This window comes from Methylomonas sp. Uni0009, from assembly GCF_054188105.3.
In genome coordinates, this window is sequence record NZ_JBTAFN010000001.1 from 396,484 (window position 1) to 413,253 (window position 16,770).

Consider the following 16,770-nt stretch of genomic DNA (forward strand, 5'->3'; position numbering starts at 1 on the left):
CTATAGTGTGGTTTCAATCAGGCTGGTGGATTTAACAGCCCGGTCTATCGTTACTAACATTTCCAATAATTCTTTCATGCGGTGCAAGGGCCAGGAATTGGGACCGTCGCTCAACGCTTCTTCGGGTTTGGGATGCGATTCCATGAACAGCCCGGCGATACCCACAGCGACTGCGGCGCGCGCCAACACGGGCACGTGCTCTCGCTGACCACCGGAGACATTGCCCTGCCCGCCCGGTAACTGCACGGAATGGGTGGCATCGAATACCACCGGGCAACCGGTGTCGCGCATTACGGCCAGCGAACGCATGTCCGAAACCAAATTATTATAGCCAAACGACACGCCGCGCTCGCAAACCATGATTTGCTGATTGCCGGTGGCTTTGGCTTTGGCGGCGACATTGGCCATATCCCAAGGCGCTAAAAACTGGCCTTTTTTGATATTCACCGGCTTGCCCAAAGCCGCGACGCTTTGAATGAAATTGGTCTGGCGGCACAGGAATGCCGGGGTTTGCAATACATCCACCACCGCCGCCACTTCCGCCAGTGGCGTGTCTTCATGCACGTCGGTCAATACTGGCACGCTTAATTGTTGCTTCACTTTTTCCAGGATCTGCAAACCTTTTTCCAGGCCCGGACCGCGAAAACTGCCCAATGAAGAACGGTTGGCTTTGTCGAACGAGGATTTGTAGATAAACGGAATAGCCAACTCGTCGGCTATTTCTTTCAATTTACCGGCGGTATCCATGGTCATTTGTTCGCTTTCGATCACACAAGTACCGGCGATCAGGAAAAACGGCTTATCCAGGCCAACTTCGAAATTACATAATTGCATGTTTAACCTTGTTTATGCCCCTAAAGGGTGTTTCTTGTGTTTGGCGGCCGCTTCGACGAAGCCGGAGAACAACGGATGACCGTTACGCGGTGTCGAGGTGAATTCAGGATGGAATTGGCAGGCCAAAAACCAGGGATGATCGGGCAGCTCAATAATTTCTACCAAGCGGCCATCCAGCGACTTACCGGAAAAACGCATGCCTGCGGCTTCCAATTGCTTCAAATACTGATTGTTAAATTCGTAACGGTGACGATGGCGCTCGGTAATCACATCTTTTTGGTACAACTCGAATGCCAATGAATCGGATTTTAAGCGGCATTTCTGCGCGCCCAAGCGCATGGTGCCACCGATGTCGGAGTCTTCGTCGCGCACGTTTAACTGCCCGGCTTCATCCATCCATTCGGTAATCAAGCCGATGATGGGGTGCGGGCTATTCGGCAAAAACTCGGTGCTATGCGCGCCTTCCAAACCGACCACATCGCGAGCAAACTCGATAACCGCGGACTGCATGCCCAAGCAAATACCCAGATATGGAATCTTATTTTCGCGGGCGAAGCGTACCGTAGAAATCTTACCTTCTACGCCGCGCTCACCAAAGCCGCCTGGCACCAGAATCGCATCGACATTTTTCAGCTTTGCGGTGCCTTCGGCTTCGATGGTTTCGGAATCGATATAAGTGATTTGCACCTTGTGACGGGTGTGGATCCCAGCGTGAATCAAAGCCTCATTCAAGGATTTGTAGGCATCGGTGTGATCGACATATTTACCGACAATGGCAATATTGACTTCATCGGTGGGGTGAGTCAGGCCATCGACCACTTTCTCCCAAGCCGACAAATCAGCCGGCGGCACGTCGAGGCGCAGTTGCGCTACCACGATGTCGTCCAATCCTTGTTCGCGTAGTAACAGTGGAATGCGGTAGATGGTATCGGCGTCAATCGCGGAAATAACCGCTTTCTCGTTAACATTGGTGAACAAGGCGATTTTTTTACGCTCACTGGCCGGAATCGGCTGCTCGGAACGGCAAATCAAAATGTCCGGCTGAATACCGATGGTGCGCAGCTCTTTTACGGAATGCTGAGTCGGTTTGGTTTTAATCTCGCCGGCCGACTTGATGTAAGGTACCAAAGTCAGGTGAATGAACACAGCCCGGTCTCGGCCCAATTCCACGCCCATTTGCCGGATGGATTCCAAAAACGGCAGAGATTCGATGTCACCAACCGTGCCGCCGACCTCGATCAGTGCCACATCGGTACCTTCTGCACTGGCATAAACGCGGCGTTTGATTTCGTCGGTGATATGCGGAATAACCTGTACGGTCGCGCCAAGATACTCGCCCTTGCGCTCGTTACGCAACACTTGCTCGTAAACCTGACCAGTGGTGAAATTGTTTTTCTTGGCCATCGTGGTTTTTAAAAACCGCTCGTAATGGCCTAAATCCAGATCGGTTTCCGCGCCATCCTCGGTAACAAACACCTCGCCGTGTTGAAACGGGCTCATGGTGCCGGGATCGACGTTGATATAAGGATCGAGTTTGGTGAGAGTAACTTTCAGGCCGCGATCTTCCAAGATGGCTGCCAACGATGAAGCGGCTATCCCTTTTCCCAAGGATGAAACCACTCCGCCGGTGATGAATATGAATTTTGTCATGAACGTTTGGCGCCCTGTTAAGCAATAGCAAGGGGGTCGAAAAGCGGCAAATTCTAACAGTTTTATGGTGCAATTGCCTTTTTAATTGCCAAAGCAAGCTGGGCAGGGATCTCGATTATTGAAAAACATCAACGACATTCGGCAGTAAACACCAACTGATTTTTGCCACGTTGCTTTGCCAGATACATTGCATCGTCAGCACATTTAATCAACAATTCGGCTTCGAAATGATCGGTGGGATACATGGCAATACCGATACTGGCACCAATTTTGACAGTCTTTCCATGAATTAAAAATGCTTGATTGATCGCTTTCAATACATTTAGCGCCACTTGCTTGGCCGCCAACACCGAGTGCAGCGACGTTAGCACGAATACGAACTCATCGCCGCCCAAACGCGCGACGGTATCGACTTCACGGCAACATTGTTCAAAACGCCGAGCCACGGCTTGCAATAACTCATCGCCGGCATCGTGCCCCATTTCATCGTTGACATCCTTGAAACCGTCCAAATCCAAAAACAGTACTGCCAAAAATGTCGAATCGCGCTTGGCCCGCAGCAAGTCTTGCCGCAAGCGCTCGATCAACAAACCACGATTCGGCAAACCGGTGAGTTGATCATGAAACGCCAAATGCATTAATTGTTTTTCCTTGCGCTCCTGCTCGCTGACATCGGTAATCGTGCACAAACTAATCTGATCGTTAAATTCAAACAGCGTTTGGGTGTTGATTTTGGCGACAAAGGTGGAATTGTCGCGCCGCAGCCCCAGCATTCGGGCATTGTCCGCAATAATCAATTCTTTTAAAGGCTTGCCGATCAAGACCTGATCGCCATATCCGAACAACTGATTGGCGGCCTTATTGACGGAAAGCACACTTTCGTCTCGGCCATACAAAACGATACCGGTCTCGATGGAATCGATAATATTGCGCAAGGCCTGCACATTGCCCTGCGATTGCTTGATTTGCGCCAGCAAACGTTTGCAGACCAGAGCAAAATTCAACAGCGCCAGTAATAACAGACTAGCTTGCAAGGTACGCAAGTAGAACACTTCCTTGGTAGCGTTCTGCTGCAATGCTGTAGTAAGTTCATTCATCAAACCCAGCAATTGCGAGTTATGCATCAACAATGTATTTAATGCCGGCCGCAAAACCTCGACATCAACCCCTGCACCACCTTGTTCAACCGGCAATAAGCGTTTATGAATCAAAGTCCAAAGCTGGGACGCCGAGACCGTAATCATTTGCGTATTGGGGGCTTCGGTGGCAGCCAGATAAACCGGTTTGCCATCACCGCTACTGGTCATGCTGCCCTGCAAAAATCCGTTTAAGGTTTTATCGAACAAATCGACGGCATCGGAAAATTCGCTAAAAGCGTTGTGCTTCTCCGCGTCGGTTTGCGCAACATGCAACATCAGCAAAGATTTGGTCATGCGCTGCGACAACATGCGCTGGCGGCCGGACAAATTAATAGCCAACGCACTCTTTTCCAGCTTTGCAGAAATCCAAAAATTAAGCCCCAGCGCCACCGCATCAAATACGATGAATAACACCACCGGAATGAAAATCGCCGGAAGCTTGCCGCGGGTCTTTTCGGTCATGTCAGGCGGCCGCTTATAAGCCCTGATCTACGCCACTTTGTAACTTGGGCCACGTACTGAATGCAAACACCCAAATCATGATGACGTTAAGTACCGGCACCAACAAAACCAGGACCCAGCTCCCATCAAATCCGGCTTTTTCCAAAATCCGATAGCCCAACCACAGGCAAAACAGCATGAATACCGGTAACAACACAAAAAATAGTTCCATGGCTAGCGCTCCTGTTTTGTGTTCGGCCACTCTTGGAAGGCCAATTGCAAAAACACGATCAATAATCCAAAGACCGGCAAAAACACTAGCGCCGCCCACGCTGGGTTTAGCCCGGCTTTTTTATAGATCAGGATCGCCGGAATCGCGACCATCATGCCCACAATCATGGCCTGAAGTATCTCGGGAAACATCAACATGACACCTCCTAACAGTTTTCGTTGCCTATCATTACACGCTTTCGGATGCGCGCCAATCCAATTGGTAACAAGCGTCCGCCGCGCTGAGCCAAGCCCATTCCGCTACCCATAAACCTGCTACCGCAGCCAAGCAACCATTTAAATAAATCAAAGGCCGAATTTCTCTTTCCCAAGGCGGAACCCCTGCCTCTTGGTAAAGCTTTTTTAGACAATGATGACCGGCTCGACCAGGTATTTTAAGGGTTTCGCCACCCCGCCTGGGCTCCACTGTCACTATCGCATTATTCCACAAGTTTTTAGATAGCCCGGCCGATGCAGTGCTTCTGGTCAATACATAGCCATTGCCTAAGGTTATCCGCTCCTGCTCTTGGTTCCACGGCTTTGCCTGAGTTTCTTTTTGTAAACGTTGCAGGGGGATGCAATACACTTTTTGCCGATATTTTCGGATCGAATGGCCTTGAATATTAATTTGCGGCAACGCATCGGCACGCCCACCAATCAACTGCTCAACCAGCGTTTGCAACACCGCCTGACTAGGCGGCTTTAAACCCATGCACCCCAACCATTGCCGTAAAAGACAATTCAGTTGCATTGCCGTGAAGGCTGATAAATCCGCGACATTGAAACTGCCATCGGTCGGATCTACAACCGCCTGCAAGGTCTGCGCCGCCCAAGCCTCTATCATCCGTGCCGCGTCGCCGCAATGCTCGGCCGAACGCGCAACCGTTTTATCCAGTGCAGGCCAGCGCTGTTTTAATAAGGGAAGAATGTCGTTACGCAGGTAATTGCGGTCGAAATCGCTGCTTTGATTACTGGGATCTTCCACCCATTGCAAACCTTGAGTTTGCGCATAGCGTTGTATCTCGGCCTTGGCCACATTCAATAGCGGCCGCAGCATTTGTCCCATCCCAAACGCACTGGTAATCGGCATGCCGGCCAAGCCTGACACGCCGGCGCCTCGGAACAATTGCAGCAACAACGTTTCCATCTGGTCCTCGCGATGCTGGGCCAGCAAAATAACATCGTCGACAGCCAATAATTCCCGTAGCGCCCGATAACGGGCCTCTCGTGCCGCCGCTTCCGGGCTTTCGCCGTTGTTGGCCCGCGCATCAACCGTTAACAATTCAAAATCTACACCTAAGCGCTCTGCTTGCCGACGACAATACTCACCCCATCCCGCCGACTCGGCTTGCAAGCCGTGATCGACATAAACGGCAATAATTTTGCCGGTGAGCGACGGCAAGCCAACGCATAAATCCAGCAGCACCGTCGAGTCCAAGCCGCCGCTATAAGCAACGAAAACTTTCCGGCACGTAACAGGTAATAAAGCGGCGATGACCTGAGAATTGAGATCGGGCATGGTTTACTCACAAAAAAGGCCGATTTCACTCGGCCTTTTAATGAACAACTAAATTAACTGACGGCTTTATTTGACCGGCTCTTCGATGTACGAACCAAAACGCATAATGCGTTGATAGCGTCTTTCCAACAGTAAATCCATATTATCCGCCTGTTGCTGCAGTTCGTTCAGATGTCTACATAATGCCTCTTGCAGATTGGCGGCAATTTTTTCGAAATTGCGATGACCGCCACCAACGGGTTCGCGAATCACTTCATCCAGAAAACCTTGTTCACGTACCCGGTCTGAAGTGATACCCATCGCTTCCGCAGCCAACTGGGCCTTATCGGCACTTTTCCATAAAATAGAAGCACAACCTTCCGGAGATATAACCGCATAGGTGCTGTATTCCAGCATCAATAATCTATCACCCACACCGATGGCCAATGCACCACCGGAACCGCCTTCGCCAATCACGGTGCAAATAATCGGGGTGCGCAATTTGGACATTTCGAACAGATTGCGGGCAATCGCCTCACTTTGACCACGTTCCTCGGCGCCGATACCCGGATAGGCGCCTGGGGTATCTATTAAACAGATGATGGGCAGTTTGAAGCGTTCGGCTAGCTTCATCACCCGTAGCGCCTTGCGATAACCTTCCGGACGCGGCATACCGAAGTTGCGATAAATTTTTTCTTTGGTATCGCGGCCTTTTTGATGACCGATCACCACCACCGGCTGACCTTCCAGGCGAGCCATGCCGCAGACGATGGCCGGATCGTCTGCGTAGGAGCGATCACCGTGCAGTTCGTGAAATTCGGTGAATATCAGATCGATATAATCCAGCGTATAAGGCCGGCCCGGATGTCTGGACAATTGCGAAATTTGCCAGTCCGACAAATCCGCGAAAATGCTTTCCGTCAAACTCTCGCATTTCTGCTCAAGCTGCTTCAAGGTTTCGGAAATGTCAAAATTGTTGTCGAGTTCGACCTTACGCAGCTCTTCTATTTTGGCCTGTAGTTCGGCAATCGGCTGTTCGAAATCTAAGAATTTTAAATCCATGTCAATCCGGCATTAGAATCAATAAAATGGTCGGCAATTCTAAAGAAAAATGCCGCCATTGCCTATTTGTTTTACCGAGTCCCCGCAAATGAAGAATGCTACCGCCTTTGACAATACCGCCTATGCGCCGCTTGCGGCCAGAATGCGGCCGACTACGCTGGACGATTTCATCGGCCAACAGCATCTACTGGGCAAGGGCAAATCGCTACGTGTGGCAATCGAACAAGGTGCGCCGCACTCGTTGGTATTTTGGGGGCCGCCCGGCGTCGGCAAAACCACTTTAGCCAAAATCATTGCCGCCAGCGCACATTGCCATTTCATCGAATTATCGGCAGTCATGGCCGGCGTGAAAGAAATCCGGGCCGCAGTGGCCGAGGCGGAAGAGGTCAAACAAAGCCGCAATCTGAATACCGTGGTATTTATCGACGAGATTCACCGTTTTTCCAAAAGCCAGCAGGATTCCTTGTTGGCCCCCATCGAAAGCGGCGCGATTATTTTATTCGGTGCCACCACCGAAAATCCTTCGTTCGAATTGAATAACGCTTTGTTGTCGCGCTTGCGGGTTTACGTGATGCGCAGTATCGAAGCCGAAGATTTGCAAGCCTTGTTGCACAACGCATTGACCGACAAAGTGCGCGGACTGGGCAGTCGGGATTTGCGGATCGCAGACGATATATTGGCCATGATCGCCAAAGCCGCCGATGGCGACGCCCGCCGCTGTCTGAACATCTTGCAAATCGCTGCCGATCTGGCGGAAAACCTCGACGGCCGGGAAACCGTCAATCGTGAAGTGCTGGACGAAGTGCTACTAGGCCACGCCAATCGCTTCGACAAAGGCGGCGATATTTTCTACGACCAGATTTCGGCCTTACACAAATCGGTACGCGGCACCGATCCGGACGCCGCTCTTTATTGGTTTGCCAGAATGCTGGACAGTGGTTGCGATCCTTTGTATATCGCCCGCCGAGTGATTCGCATGGCATCCGAAGACATAGGTAATGCCGACCCGCGCGGCCTGGAATTAGCGTTAAACGCCGCAAACGCTTACGAGCGCCTGGGTAGCCCGGAAGGCGAACTGTCGCTGGCACAAGCCATCGTTTACTTGGCCTGCGCGCCGAAAAGCAATGCGGTATACGTGGCCTATAAAGCGGCAATGGCGGACGCCCGCAATAGCGGTTCGCTGGAAGTCCCCATCCATTTGCGCAACGCGCCGACCAAATTAATGAAGGAACTGGGACATGGCGCCGAGTATCGCTACGCCCATGACGAGAAAAATGCTTATGCCGCCGGCGAAAACTACTTCCCTGAATCATTAAAAAACAGGCAGTATTATTTTCCGGTGGAGCGCGGTTTGGAGATAAAAATAAAAGAGAAACTGGGCTTTTTAAGGAAGTTATAAAAATTCAAACCCGCACGTAATCTACCGGCGTAGCTAAAATTGGCCAATGCGGAATAGATCATAAAAACGATGACAACTTTGATATTATCGACAGCGGCACTTTCTAACTCTTACCACTAATATCATCTAGGCAAAAAAAAACTCCCGTAGACCCATGAGACTACGGGAGTATGAACACAAGCGAATAATGAAAAATATCGCTTGCAAGTCTCTGACTATATTGAAAAACTTTCAATTCTTAACTGCTTGCACACGATTATTTAATAGAATCGTACTCCATAATGCCGCCACCCCAAACATCATTGTTGACAATATAAATTGCCCGGAAACAAAAGCGACTATACCTAAAAATGATACAGAACCGATAAATACATCTTTTTTTAATTCGTTCATTTGCGCCACCTAATATAAAAAATAATTAACAATTTAATAGTTTTTTAAATCATCCCAAATCTTCAATACCCTGTTCGAAAACGTGGCTTAAGTAAAACCTAAAATCGAATCATCCGCCACCGGCAATCGATAAATTTTGAATAGCTATCGCATTATTTTACTTTCAACAATATCCAGATCTACTGTAACCCTGATTAAATCTGGAGTTTGCTTATTGATGTTTATTGCGTTTTAAAACACCAAGTCAAATATGTGAATATATTCACAATCGAACGCCCACACTCAGTCTAGCTGCGTCAGAACCCGGTAAGCACCCGAAGTTGAAGTACACGAACACGGGCTTATAATGCATCCACCAACCCACGGAGCTTTTATGAAATTCAGTTCACGATTTAGTTTGTTTTTGTTGATGTTTGGCTTAGTCGCCTGCTCCAGCGCCTATTACAGCGGCCTGGAGAAAATCGGCATACCCAAACGCGAAGTGATGGTGCATCGCGTGGAAAAAGCCCGCGATACTCAAGAGGAAACCAAGCAACAATTTAAGTCGGCGCTCGAACAATTCACCGTGATGACCAATTTCAAAGGCGGCGATTTGGAAGCCACCTACAACAAACTGAACGGTGAATATGAGGCCAGCGTTAAGAAAGCGGCGGAAGTGAACAAGCGCATCGCTGATATAGAGGACGTCTCCAACGCACTATTCAGCGAATGGGAAACCGAACTAACCCAATACAGCAATGCTTCACTAAGACGGAACAGCCAGCAAAAGTTGACGGCCACCAAAGCGCACTATCAACAACTGCTAGCGGCAATGCGCAAAGCCGAAACCAAAATCGAGCCGGTACTCAGCGTATTTCGCGATCAGGTGCTGTATCTGAAACACAATCTGAATGCCCAGGCCATTGCTTCGCTAAAAGGTCAGCTGGACTCGGTTAAATCGGATGTATCGGCTTTGGTAGTGGAAATGGAAAAGTCGATTAACGAGGCAGATGCGTTTATCAAAACAATGGAAAAGCAATAACGCTCCGCGATTGAATTATTACGGCCAAAGCTAAGCGGAACAAAACTTACCCTCTCCACGGAAAGGGTAAGACACACAATTTCAGAACCTTATTCCTGATGCGCGAAACGCTTCCGCTCCTCGGCACTTTTACCGAGAGCCTTCGCCATCCAAGGCGGCGCAGCGTCAAACACTTTCTGAAACTCGGTGAGTTTCTCCACCGCATCGATCACATCGGGTTCCTTGATCGGATAAATATCGGCACGGATCACCTTGGCGGCCGCCGGCCCACCAATGGATTGCACAAACAATACGTGGCAATCCTTGATCATATTGGCCCGGAACAGATTTCTGTCGTCGGCGCTGTCGGCTTCCACTGTCGAGCGAATATCGATCAAGCGCATATCAGATCGGGACAATTGGTAGACCAAAAACCGAATACAGGAACCAAAATGACCGTTCAATAGCTGCCCGCTATTGGAGGCAATCGCCACCCGGATCGACTCCGGAATATCACCCTCTTTATAAGGCATGATTTCCGGCAGCCCCTCATCTTCGTCTTCCTCGCCCCACAAATACCGGACCGCCAGCTTGATGTTTTCCAGACCGATGCCAATATCTTCGCCGTCTTCCTCGCCATCCAGACTTCCGATGCCTGTCTTCAGATTGGTAACGGTAATCGATTTCAGTTTTTCGTCATCCAACGGCGAGCCGACTTTTTCGTGCAACACACCGATCAACTTCGGTACATCTACTCCCGGCAAAATCCGCGAAGCCAGTGCAATACGCAAAGCCAGATCTCGTGATAATTGTTCCATAGCGTCACCCTTAAAGTTTGTGCTGTTCTTTCCAGTCGGCATAGCCGCCGGCCATGCTGTAGACCTGTTGAAAACCAAAATCGCCGAACATTTCCGCCAAATGCTCGCTGGCATGGCCGTAATAGCAATAAATCAGCAAAGGTTTGGCCTTGTCGGCTTTTTTTAACAGCGAATCGCGCAATTGCTCGTGGACATGCATGGCATTGTCGATATGCCCGGCCCGATAATCCTTGAGATCGCGGCAATCCAATATCATCGGTTGCTGTTCAGCGATCAGCTTTTCGGAATCGACAGCGGAAATAGTTTTAAAATTTTTCATGGCGCATTCCCCAAAAAAGGTCCGCGGAACCCAACTTAAACCGGCCCAACGGCTAAATCTTTCTTAACCTCAATAGTTTGCGATAAAGCTGTCTCCAAACTGATAGGCTCGGCTTTGATTTTATAGCCCTTGGCTGCCTCATATGCAGTGATGACCTTGTCTTCGCCGGATTGGCCTTTCAGATCGGATTTTTCGATATAAAGCTCTTCCAGCATCAAATTCCAAACCATGCCTTCCTGATGCGGCAATAAATTGAAGACAACGCCGTCTAAAACGATTTGCGTTGGTTTGGCGATGTTTTGCACGTAAAACAGCGTGACGGTTTCAGGCGTCAAGGCATCCTTATATTTTTCAACGAATACCGGCAGATCCTCCAATTGGAAAAACAAGCCGTTGATAAACAGAATTTTGTCGCTGTCGGCTAATATCGCTGATTGATTGATCACCAGCTCCGGGGTTTTCCGGTCACGAATATTCGTCGACCCTTCACGCAACTCGCCTTCGACCAACACCAAGTCGCCGCGAAACGCCGAAATGCCGGCTTTGCTGGTTTTGCCAACTAAGGTAGTGATCCATAAAAGCCCTTGGCTGTCGTATTTTTCAAGTAGCATCTGCTTAAATCCCCAATGAAAGGTAATGAATGAAAAGTCGTTAACAGCATGCAAGCAAAACACTTGCCAGGACGACTAAAACCACACCAAACCCATGGTTGAGACGGTTTTTGCTTGGTTTTCTGATGGGAATCATTCGCGGAAACCGGCAGTTTGGCGGCGAAGCGACCCGACAATGTCGCAAACGCGACAATTATCGAATGATGATTATTTAAGATTTGTAGGATTTATAACGAATATCTTTATCGGCCTAGCTAACAGTCGCCGGTAGGCACCAATGCAGCCAAGATCACAGCATTACTCTTAAACACGGCTGTCGCATTGGCGCCCGGTTTGAGTGTAAGAGCCTCAGCGCTAATCTGGGTGATAGTAGCGGCAATGGTTTCGCCACTGGGTAATTGGATAATCACTTCAGAATCCACACCATCAAAATGGATGCGAATCACACGACCAGCCAGACGATTCCGCGCCGACAATCCATGAAACCCAAGATCATCATCACCCAACACCAAAATATCCGGCGCATTGACCAATAACACGGCGTCGCCGCCTACCTTCAATTGCAAATTTACACATGTTGCCAACGGCACACTGGCAACAACTTGCTCTCCCCCCTTCAATGACACAAATACTTCGACGTTTACTGCGCCAGAATGGATCTTGGCAATCGTTCCGAACAGCTGGTTTCCGGCACTGGTTTTAATCACCTGACGTTTCAACAAAAGCATTACATCCGGATCGTCGATCAAACTTTGATTGAGCTGCTGCAAAAGGGCGCGATGCTGATCCTCTAGGCGGGCAAATAGCTTGAGCAAGGACAAACCCGCCGCCGTTAGCTTGGTACCGCCTCCCTTGCTGCCGCCCGTCGCGGTGGCTACTAAAACCTTCGGAGCCAGATTATTTGCACGCTCTATCATCTGCCACGCACCTTTGTAGCTTAATCCAGCCTGTTTGGCGGCTTGATTGATAGATCCGCTTTGCTCTATTGCCCGTAGCAAGCTGATCATGCGCCGATCCAAAATGCCGGCTAGACGCAATTCACCTTCAAGCCAAGGGAGTTCTAGCGCCTTTGGATTTTTCTCTGGTGTAGACATTATTCAATTATTTATCTGATTTGAACAAAACGGATTGGCAACAAACACTATTTCCCACATTGAAATAAGTTATTTTTGTTTTTCGTTATTTACTTTTGTACATAACGAAAAGTAGACTGCCACCATTCCTTGGCCGTGATGAACTCCATAGCAAAGTCATACAAAAGCCAGGACATTATCATAAACCCAAGGCATTTAACCCGCTTAATAGGTAAACCATGGCCCCCAAAAACCGTTATCGCAAAGTCTGTTTTCTCACGGCAATGAGTGTGATCACAACGAACAGCCTCTATATTGACGTAAGTGAAGCGGCGGAAAATAAAACCTACAGCAAGCCGCCCATGGCCGCATTTTCCAGTCAGATGCAGGACGCCCTGCTGGGCAACGATAAATTCGAAAAGCCGGTCTGGAATCTGCACGACTCGCTAAATCTGCCAAAATGGCTGGATGCGTCTGTAGAGCAACGCACCCGTTACGAAACGATGGACGGCAACTTCAAGGCCAACGGCCGGGGCGGAGATCAGCAAATCGCCTTGCAAACTGCGCTATGGCTACAAGCGCACATCGCTAAATTCAGGATAGGTGCGGAATTTCTCGATGCACGCGCCTTGGGCGCCGATAGTGGTTCCAGCGTGAATAACACCCACGCGGATGCAGCGGACTTTATTCAAGGTTATCTGGCCTGGGCAGATCAAAACCTGTTTTACAGCGGCATTGGCGCTGATATTGTGGCGGGGCGGCAAACGCTGAACTTGGGCAGTCGCCGCTTAATTGCCCGCAATGCGATGCGCAACGACATCAACAGTTTTACCGGCGTAAAACTCCGGCTGCTGAATTACGATCAATGGCAATTTACCGGCTTTGTAACGATGCCGGTCAACCGCTACCCGACCGCTTCAGCTGATATTCTCAACGAGGTCCACGAGTTCGACGAAGAAGACACCCACACCTGGTTTTCCGGCGGCTTTTTGGAACTGTACAACTTGGCCTGGGGCGTCAACAGCGAAGTTTATCTATATCATCTCGACGAAGGCGACAGCATCCGCAACCCCACCCGCAATCGCCGCTATTTCACCCCCGGCGTACGATTTTTCCTGAAACCCAAAAAAGCCAATTTCGACTTTCAAACCGAAACCATCGGCCAGCTAGGCACCGTCCGTTCCAGTACTGCCGCCAGCAATGGCCGCGATTTGGAGCACGCGGCCTGGTACCAACATGCCGATGTCGGCTATACCTTCGATGCCCCTTGGTCACCGCGTTTTGCGTTGGAATACGACTATGCCAGCGGTGACGAAAACCCAAACGACAATCAAGACCAACGCTTCGACACCTTGTACGGCGCACGGCGCTTCGAGTTCGGCGCGACCGGTATGTATGGCGCATTCGCCCGCAGCAATATTAGTACGCCCGGCTACCGCATCACTGCGGCTCCGCGCAACGATGTACTGCTCGGCCTGAGCCATCGTTTCTATTGGCTGGCATCCAAAAAAGACAGCTGGACCACCGCCGGTTTGCAGGATACCAGCGGTCGCAGCGGCGATTTTGTCGGCCAGCAATTGGAATTGACCGCACGTTGGGATTTCAACAGCAGCCTAAATTTCGAAACCGGCTGGGCACATCTGTTCAAGGGCGAATTTGCCAAAAAAGCACCGTCGGCACCGACTGTTAAAGACGACGTCGATTACGTTTACGTGCAGAGCCAATTACGGTTTTAGCCGCTTTATCATTAAGGAGAAATAGCATGTCGTTTATCGCTTTAAACCGAATTCTTCTGGCCCTATCGCTGGCCGCGCTAAGCGCGATAGCGCAAGCCGAAACGACTTTAGTCGCGGTGGCGGCTAACTTTACCAAGCCAATGACGGAAATCGCCGAGGCGTTTGAAAAAGCCAGCGGCCACAGTGCCAAGCTTTCCTTCGGATCGTCCGGCAAATTCGTCGCCCAATTTGAGAACGGCGCGCCGTTTGAGGTGTTTCTATCGGCTGATGACAAAAGCCCGCTGAAACTGGAGCAATCCGGTTTGGCGGTAGCCAGCACCCGCTTTACTTATGCCATTGGTAAGTTGGTACTGTGGTCCAGCAACCCTAATTATGTGGACGAGCAAGGCCAAATTCTCAGCAAAGGTGACTTCAAACATCTGGCTCTGGCTGATCCGAAACTGGCACCTTACGGCGCAGCGGCAGTGGAAGTCCTGAAAAGCCAAGGTTTATTGGAAAAACTGCAACCCTTATTCGTGCAAGGCGAAAACATCGCCCAAACTCATCAATTTATCAGTACCGGCAACGCCGAGCTGGGCTTTGTGGCTTTATCGCAAGTGATAGAGAACGGCAAAATCGGTTCGGGCTCCGGCTGGACCGTCCCGAAACATCTGCATACTCCCATTCTGCAAGATGCGGTGCTGCTGAAAACCGGCGCGGAAAATCCAGCAGCGCAGGCTTTGCTGGCTTTTCTAAAATCACCGCCGGCATTAGCGATCATCGAGAAATACGGCTATGCCTTACCGGCGGTCAATTAATTTTCCACGCAATACCGTTATGAAACGGACTCCCCCACACTTCACGAGGAATTACTATGAAAACCAGCGCACGTAACCAATTTTCCGGCACCGTTAATCAAGTCATCATCGGTGCTGTCAACGCCGAGGTGCATGTTGGCTTAAAAGGTGGTGAAACCATCGTCGCCTCGATCACCAAAGAATCCGTTGAAAACTTGGCCATCGAAACCGGCAAGAAAGTCATCGCGTTGGTTAAAGCGCCGCAAGTGATCGTCGTCACCGATTTCGGCGGTTACCGGATTTCGGCGCGCAACCAGCTGGAAGGCACGATAACTGACGTCAAGCCCGGCGCGGTCAACACCGAAGTGGATATTGCCCTGCCCGGCGGCGACAAAATCGCGGCTACCGTCACCAACGATAGCGTGGAAACCCTGGGGCTGCGTAAAGGCCAAACGGCCACGGCAATATTCAAGGCCGGCGCGGTGATTCTTGGCGTGCAAGGCTAATAAAATGTGCGACCCGGCCACCAAGCCGGGTTGGCTTTAACCACCGGAGGTGGTCATGCTGCTGGAAATGAATGTCAAACTGCGTCGCGGTCATTTCGACCTCAGCACGCAATGTTCGGTGGGCGACATCAGCGTAGGCCTGTTCGGGCAATCCGGCGCCGGAAAAAGCACCTTACTGGGGTTGATCGCCGGCACTATCCAGCCGCAAAGCGGGCATATCACATTGGACGGCAAGATTTTGTTCGACAGCCGCAAAGGCATCGTAATGCCGCGCGAACAACGGCCGATAGGCGCTGTATTGCAAATCGATTGCGCCGACGCCAGTGAAACCGTGCGCGACAATTTAAGCGCCGCCTATTACCGAACCCTAAAACAGCGCCGGCTATTCAAACCGGACTATCTAATCAACTTACTGGAACTGGGCGCCAACCTGGACCAGCCTATCGAACGGCTCTCGGTTGGTGAGCGCCAGCGCGTGGCGCTAGCCCGTTCCCTGCTGAAATCGCCAAAACTATTACTGTTGGACGAAACCTTCGCCGCCATCGGCGATGGTTACCGCTCGCAACTGCTGCCGATTTTAAAACGCCTGCAAGACGAATTCGGCTTGCCGGTACTGTATGCCAGCCAGTCGCTGGGCGAGATTCTGGAATTGACCGACCAGTTGATCGTGCTGGAACATGGTCAGGTGCTGCGCAGCGGCTCCTTGCGCGAAGTGGCCAAACAACAAGGTATCTTGCGTTACCTTGGTATTCGCCAGATCGACAACATCTTGCCGATCAGTATTCGCAGTCACGATGTCCAGGCGGGTTGCAGTATGGCGGACAGTTTCGGTCTGCCGCTGGCATTGCCGCTACGCCCCCAGTTTGCAATCGGCAGCCACAGCCAGGTATCAATACGCGCCAACGACATCGCTCTGTCTCGGGCCTACATTGATGGCATCTCCATTCAGAATCAACTAAAAGGCCGGATCTGCGCGATCATTCCCAGCGGCGAAAGCCTGATCGTGCAAGTCGATTGCGGGGGGACTTTATTGGTGGAAATTACGCCGGGCGCCTGTCAGAGCATGGCGTTGCGGGAAGGCGACGTGGTGTATTGCCTGATTAAAACTCACGCCATCGTTTATCTGGCCGAGATGGACACCCTACCCTACCAACGCATTGTCAGCCACGGCGACGGCTACTATTATTTGAACAATGCCGGCGTCGACACCCACAGTGTTTTGGAATACCGCTACTGAATTCGGCG

General features: G+C 50.5%; 18 protein-coding genes. 6 read left to right on the forward strand and 12 right to left on the reverse strand.

Going from position 1 to position 16,770, the window contains the following annotated elements; genetic code table 11:
* The 7 genes from kdsA to accA form a co-directional block, all read right to left on the reverse strand.
* On the reverse strand, positions 1-834 hold the full coding sequence (gene kdsA / locus ACWAU0_RS01870) for a 3-deoxy-8-phosphooctulonate synthase (RefSeq protein WP_205453532.1): 834 nt from the start codon (positions 832-834) through the stop codon (positions 1-3).
* A gap of 12 nt (positions 835-846) precedes the next feature.
* On the reverse strand, positions 847-2,484 hold the full coding sequence (pyrG, locus tag ACWAU0_RS01875) for a CTP synthase (RefSeq protein ID WP_458138143.1): 1,638 nt from the start codon (positions 2,482-2,484) through the stop codon (positions 847-849).
* Between the two features lie 128 nt (positions 2,485-2,612).
* Positions 2,613-4,085, reverse strand: coding sequence for a diguanylate cyclase domain-containing protein (locus ACWAU0_RS01880; RefSeq protein ID WP_205453531.1), 1,473 nt, complete (start codon positions 4,083-4,085; stop codon positions 2,613-2,615).
* 13 nt (positions 4,086-4,098) lie between these two features.
* Entirely contained in the window at positions 4,099-4,296 is a 198-nt protein-coding gene (locus ACWAU0_RS01885; RefSeq protein WP_458138144.1) for a hypothetical protein, read from the reverse strand.
* 2 nt (positions 4,297-4,298) lie between these two features.
* Positions 4,299-4,493, reverse strand: coding sequence for a hypothetical protein (locus tag ACWAU0_RS01890; protein WP_033158827.1), 195 nt, complete (start codon positions 4,491-4,493; stop codon positions 4,299-4,301).
* Between the two features lie 31 nt (positions 4,494-4,524).
* Positions 4,525-5,853: a tRNA lysidine(34) synthetase TilS gene (tilS, locus tag ACWAU0_RS01895; protein WP_458138145.1), complete on the reverse strand. Its 1,329-nt coding sequence runs from the start codon at positions 5,851-5,853 to the stop codon at positions 4,525-4,527.
* Between the two features lie 66 nt (positions 5,854-5,919).
* Entirely contained in the window at positions 5,920-6,894 is a 975-nt protein-coding gene (gene accA / locus ACWAU0_RS01900) for an acetyl-CoA carboxylase carboxyl transferase subunit alpha (protein ID WP_033158825.1), read from the reverse strand.
* 88 nt (positions 6,895-6,982) lie between these two features.
* Here accA and ACWAU0_RS01905 point away from each other — a divergent pair, with 88 nt between their 5' ends.
* Positions 6,983-8,293 carry a replication-associated recombination protein A gene (locus tag ACWAU0_RS01905; protein WP_458138146.1) on the forward strand — a complete coding sequence of 437 codons (1,311 nt, stop codon included), beginning with the start codon at positions 6,983-6,985 and terminating at the stop codon, positions 8,291-8,293.
* A gap of 231 nt (positions 8,294-8,524) precedes the next feature.
* Here the strand turns inward: ACWAU0_RS01905 and ACWAU0_RS01910 are convergent, their stop codons facing one another.
* Positions 8,525-8,686: a hypothetical protein gene (locus tag ACWAU0_RS01910; protein ID WP_165385922.1), complete on the reverse strand. Its 162-nt coding sequence runs from the start codon at positions 8,684-8,686 to the stop codon at positions 8,525-8,527.
* A 373-nt stretch (positions 8,687-9,059) separates the two neighbouring features.
* Between ACWAU0_RS01910 and ACWAU0_RS01915 the strand changes: the two genes are divergently transcribed.
* Entirely contained in the window at positions 9,060-9,707 is a 648-nt protein-coding gene (locus tag ACWAU0_RS01915) for a DUF2959 domain-containing protein (protein ID WP_458138147.1), read from the forward strand.
* Between the two features lie 89 nt (positions 9,708-9,796).
* On the opposite strand, the gene ACWAU0_RS01920 is transcribed toward ACWAU0_RS01915, so the two are convergent.
* The 4 genes from ACWAU0_RS01920 to modE form a co-directional block, all read right to left on the reverse strand.
* On the reverse strand, positions 9,797-10,504 hold the full coding sequence (locus ACWAU0_RS01920; protein ID WP_033157020.1) for a dinitrogenase iron-molybdenum cofactor biosynthesis protein: 708 nt from the start codon (positions 10,502-10,504) through the stop codon (positions 9,797-9,799).
* 10 nt (positions 10,505-10,514) lie between these two features.
* Entirely contained in the window at positions 10,515-10,823 is a 309-nt protein-coding gene (locus ACWAU0_RS01925) for a rhodanese-like domain-containing protein (RefSeq protein WP_033157021.1), read from the reverse strand.
* A 35-nt stretch (positions 10,824-10,858) separates the two neighbouring features.
* A complete protein-coding gene (locus tag ACWAU0_RS01930) occupies positions 10,859-11,434 on the reverse strand; it encodes a hypothetical protein (protein ID WP_171696337.1) in 576 nt (191 codons plus the stop codon).
* 254 nt (positions 11,435-11,688) lie between these two features.
* Positions 11,689-12,528 (reverse strand): molybdenum-dependent transcriptional regulator ModE, encoded by an 840-nt coding sequence (gene modE, locus ACWAU0_RS01935; RefSeq protein ID WP_171696338.1) that lies wholly within the window; start codon positions 12,526-12,528, stop codon positions 11,689-11,691.
* Positions 12,529-12,746: 218 nt separating this feature from the next.
* Here modE and ACWAU0_RS01940 point away from each other — a divergent pair, with 218 nt between their 5' ends.
* The 4 genes from ACWAU0_RS01940 to ACWAU0_RS01955 are packed head-to-tail and all read left to right on the forward strand — an operon-like array spanning position 12,747 to position 16,762.
* Positions 12,747-14,243, forward strand: a complete 1,497-nt coding sequence (locus tag ACWAU0_RS01940; protein WP_523070753.1) for an alginate export family protein — start codon at positions 12,747-12,749, stop codon at positions 14,241-14,243.
* Between the two features lie 26 nt (positions 14,244-14,269).
* A complete protein-coding gene (gene modA / locus ACWAU0_RS01945) occupies positions 14,270-15,040 on the forward strand; it encodes a molybdate ABC transporter substrate-binding protein (protein WP_458138149.1) in 771 nt (256 codons plus the stop codon).
* A 56-nt stretch (positions 15,041-15,096) separates the two neighbouring features.
* The gene (locus ACWAU0_RS01950; protein WP_033157025.1) at positions 15,097-15,525 is read left to right on the forward strand and encodes a TOBE domain-containing protein; all 429 of its coding nucleotides are present in this window, start codon (positions 15,097-15,099) and stop codon (positions 15,523-15,525) included.
* A gap of 55 nt (positions 15,526-15,580) precedes the next feature.
* Positions 15,581-16,762, forward strand: coding sequence for a molybdenum ABC transporter ATP-binding protein (locus ACWAU0_RS01955; protein ID WP_051670044.1), 1,182 nt, complete (start codon positions 15,581-15,583; stop codon positions 16,760-16,762).
* The last annotated feature ends 8 nt before the right edge of the window (positions 16,763-16,770 follow it).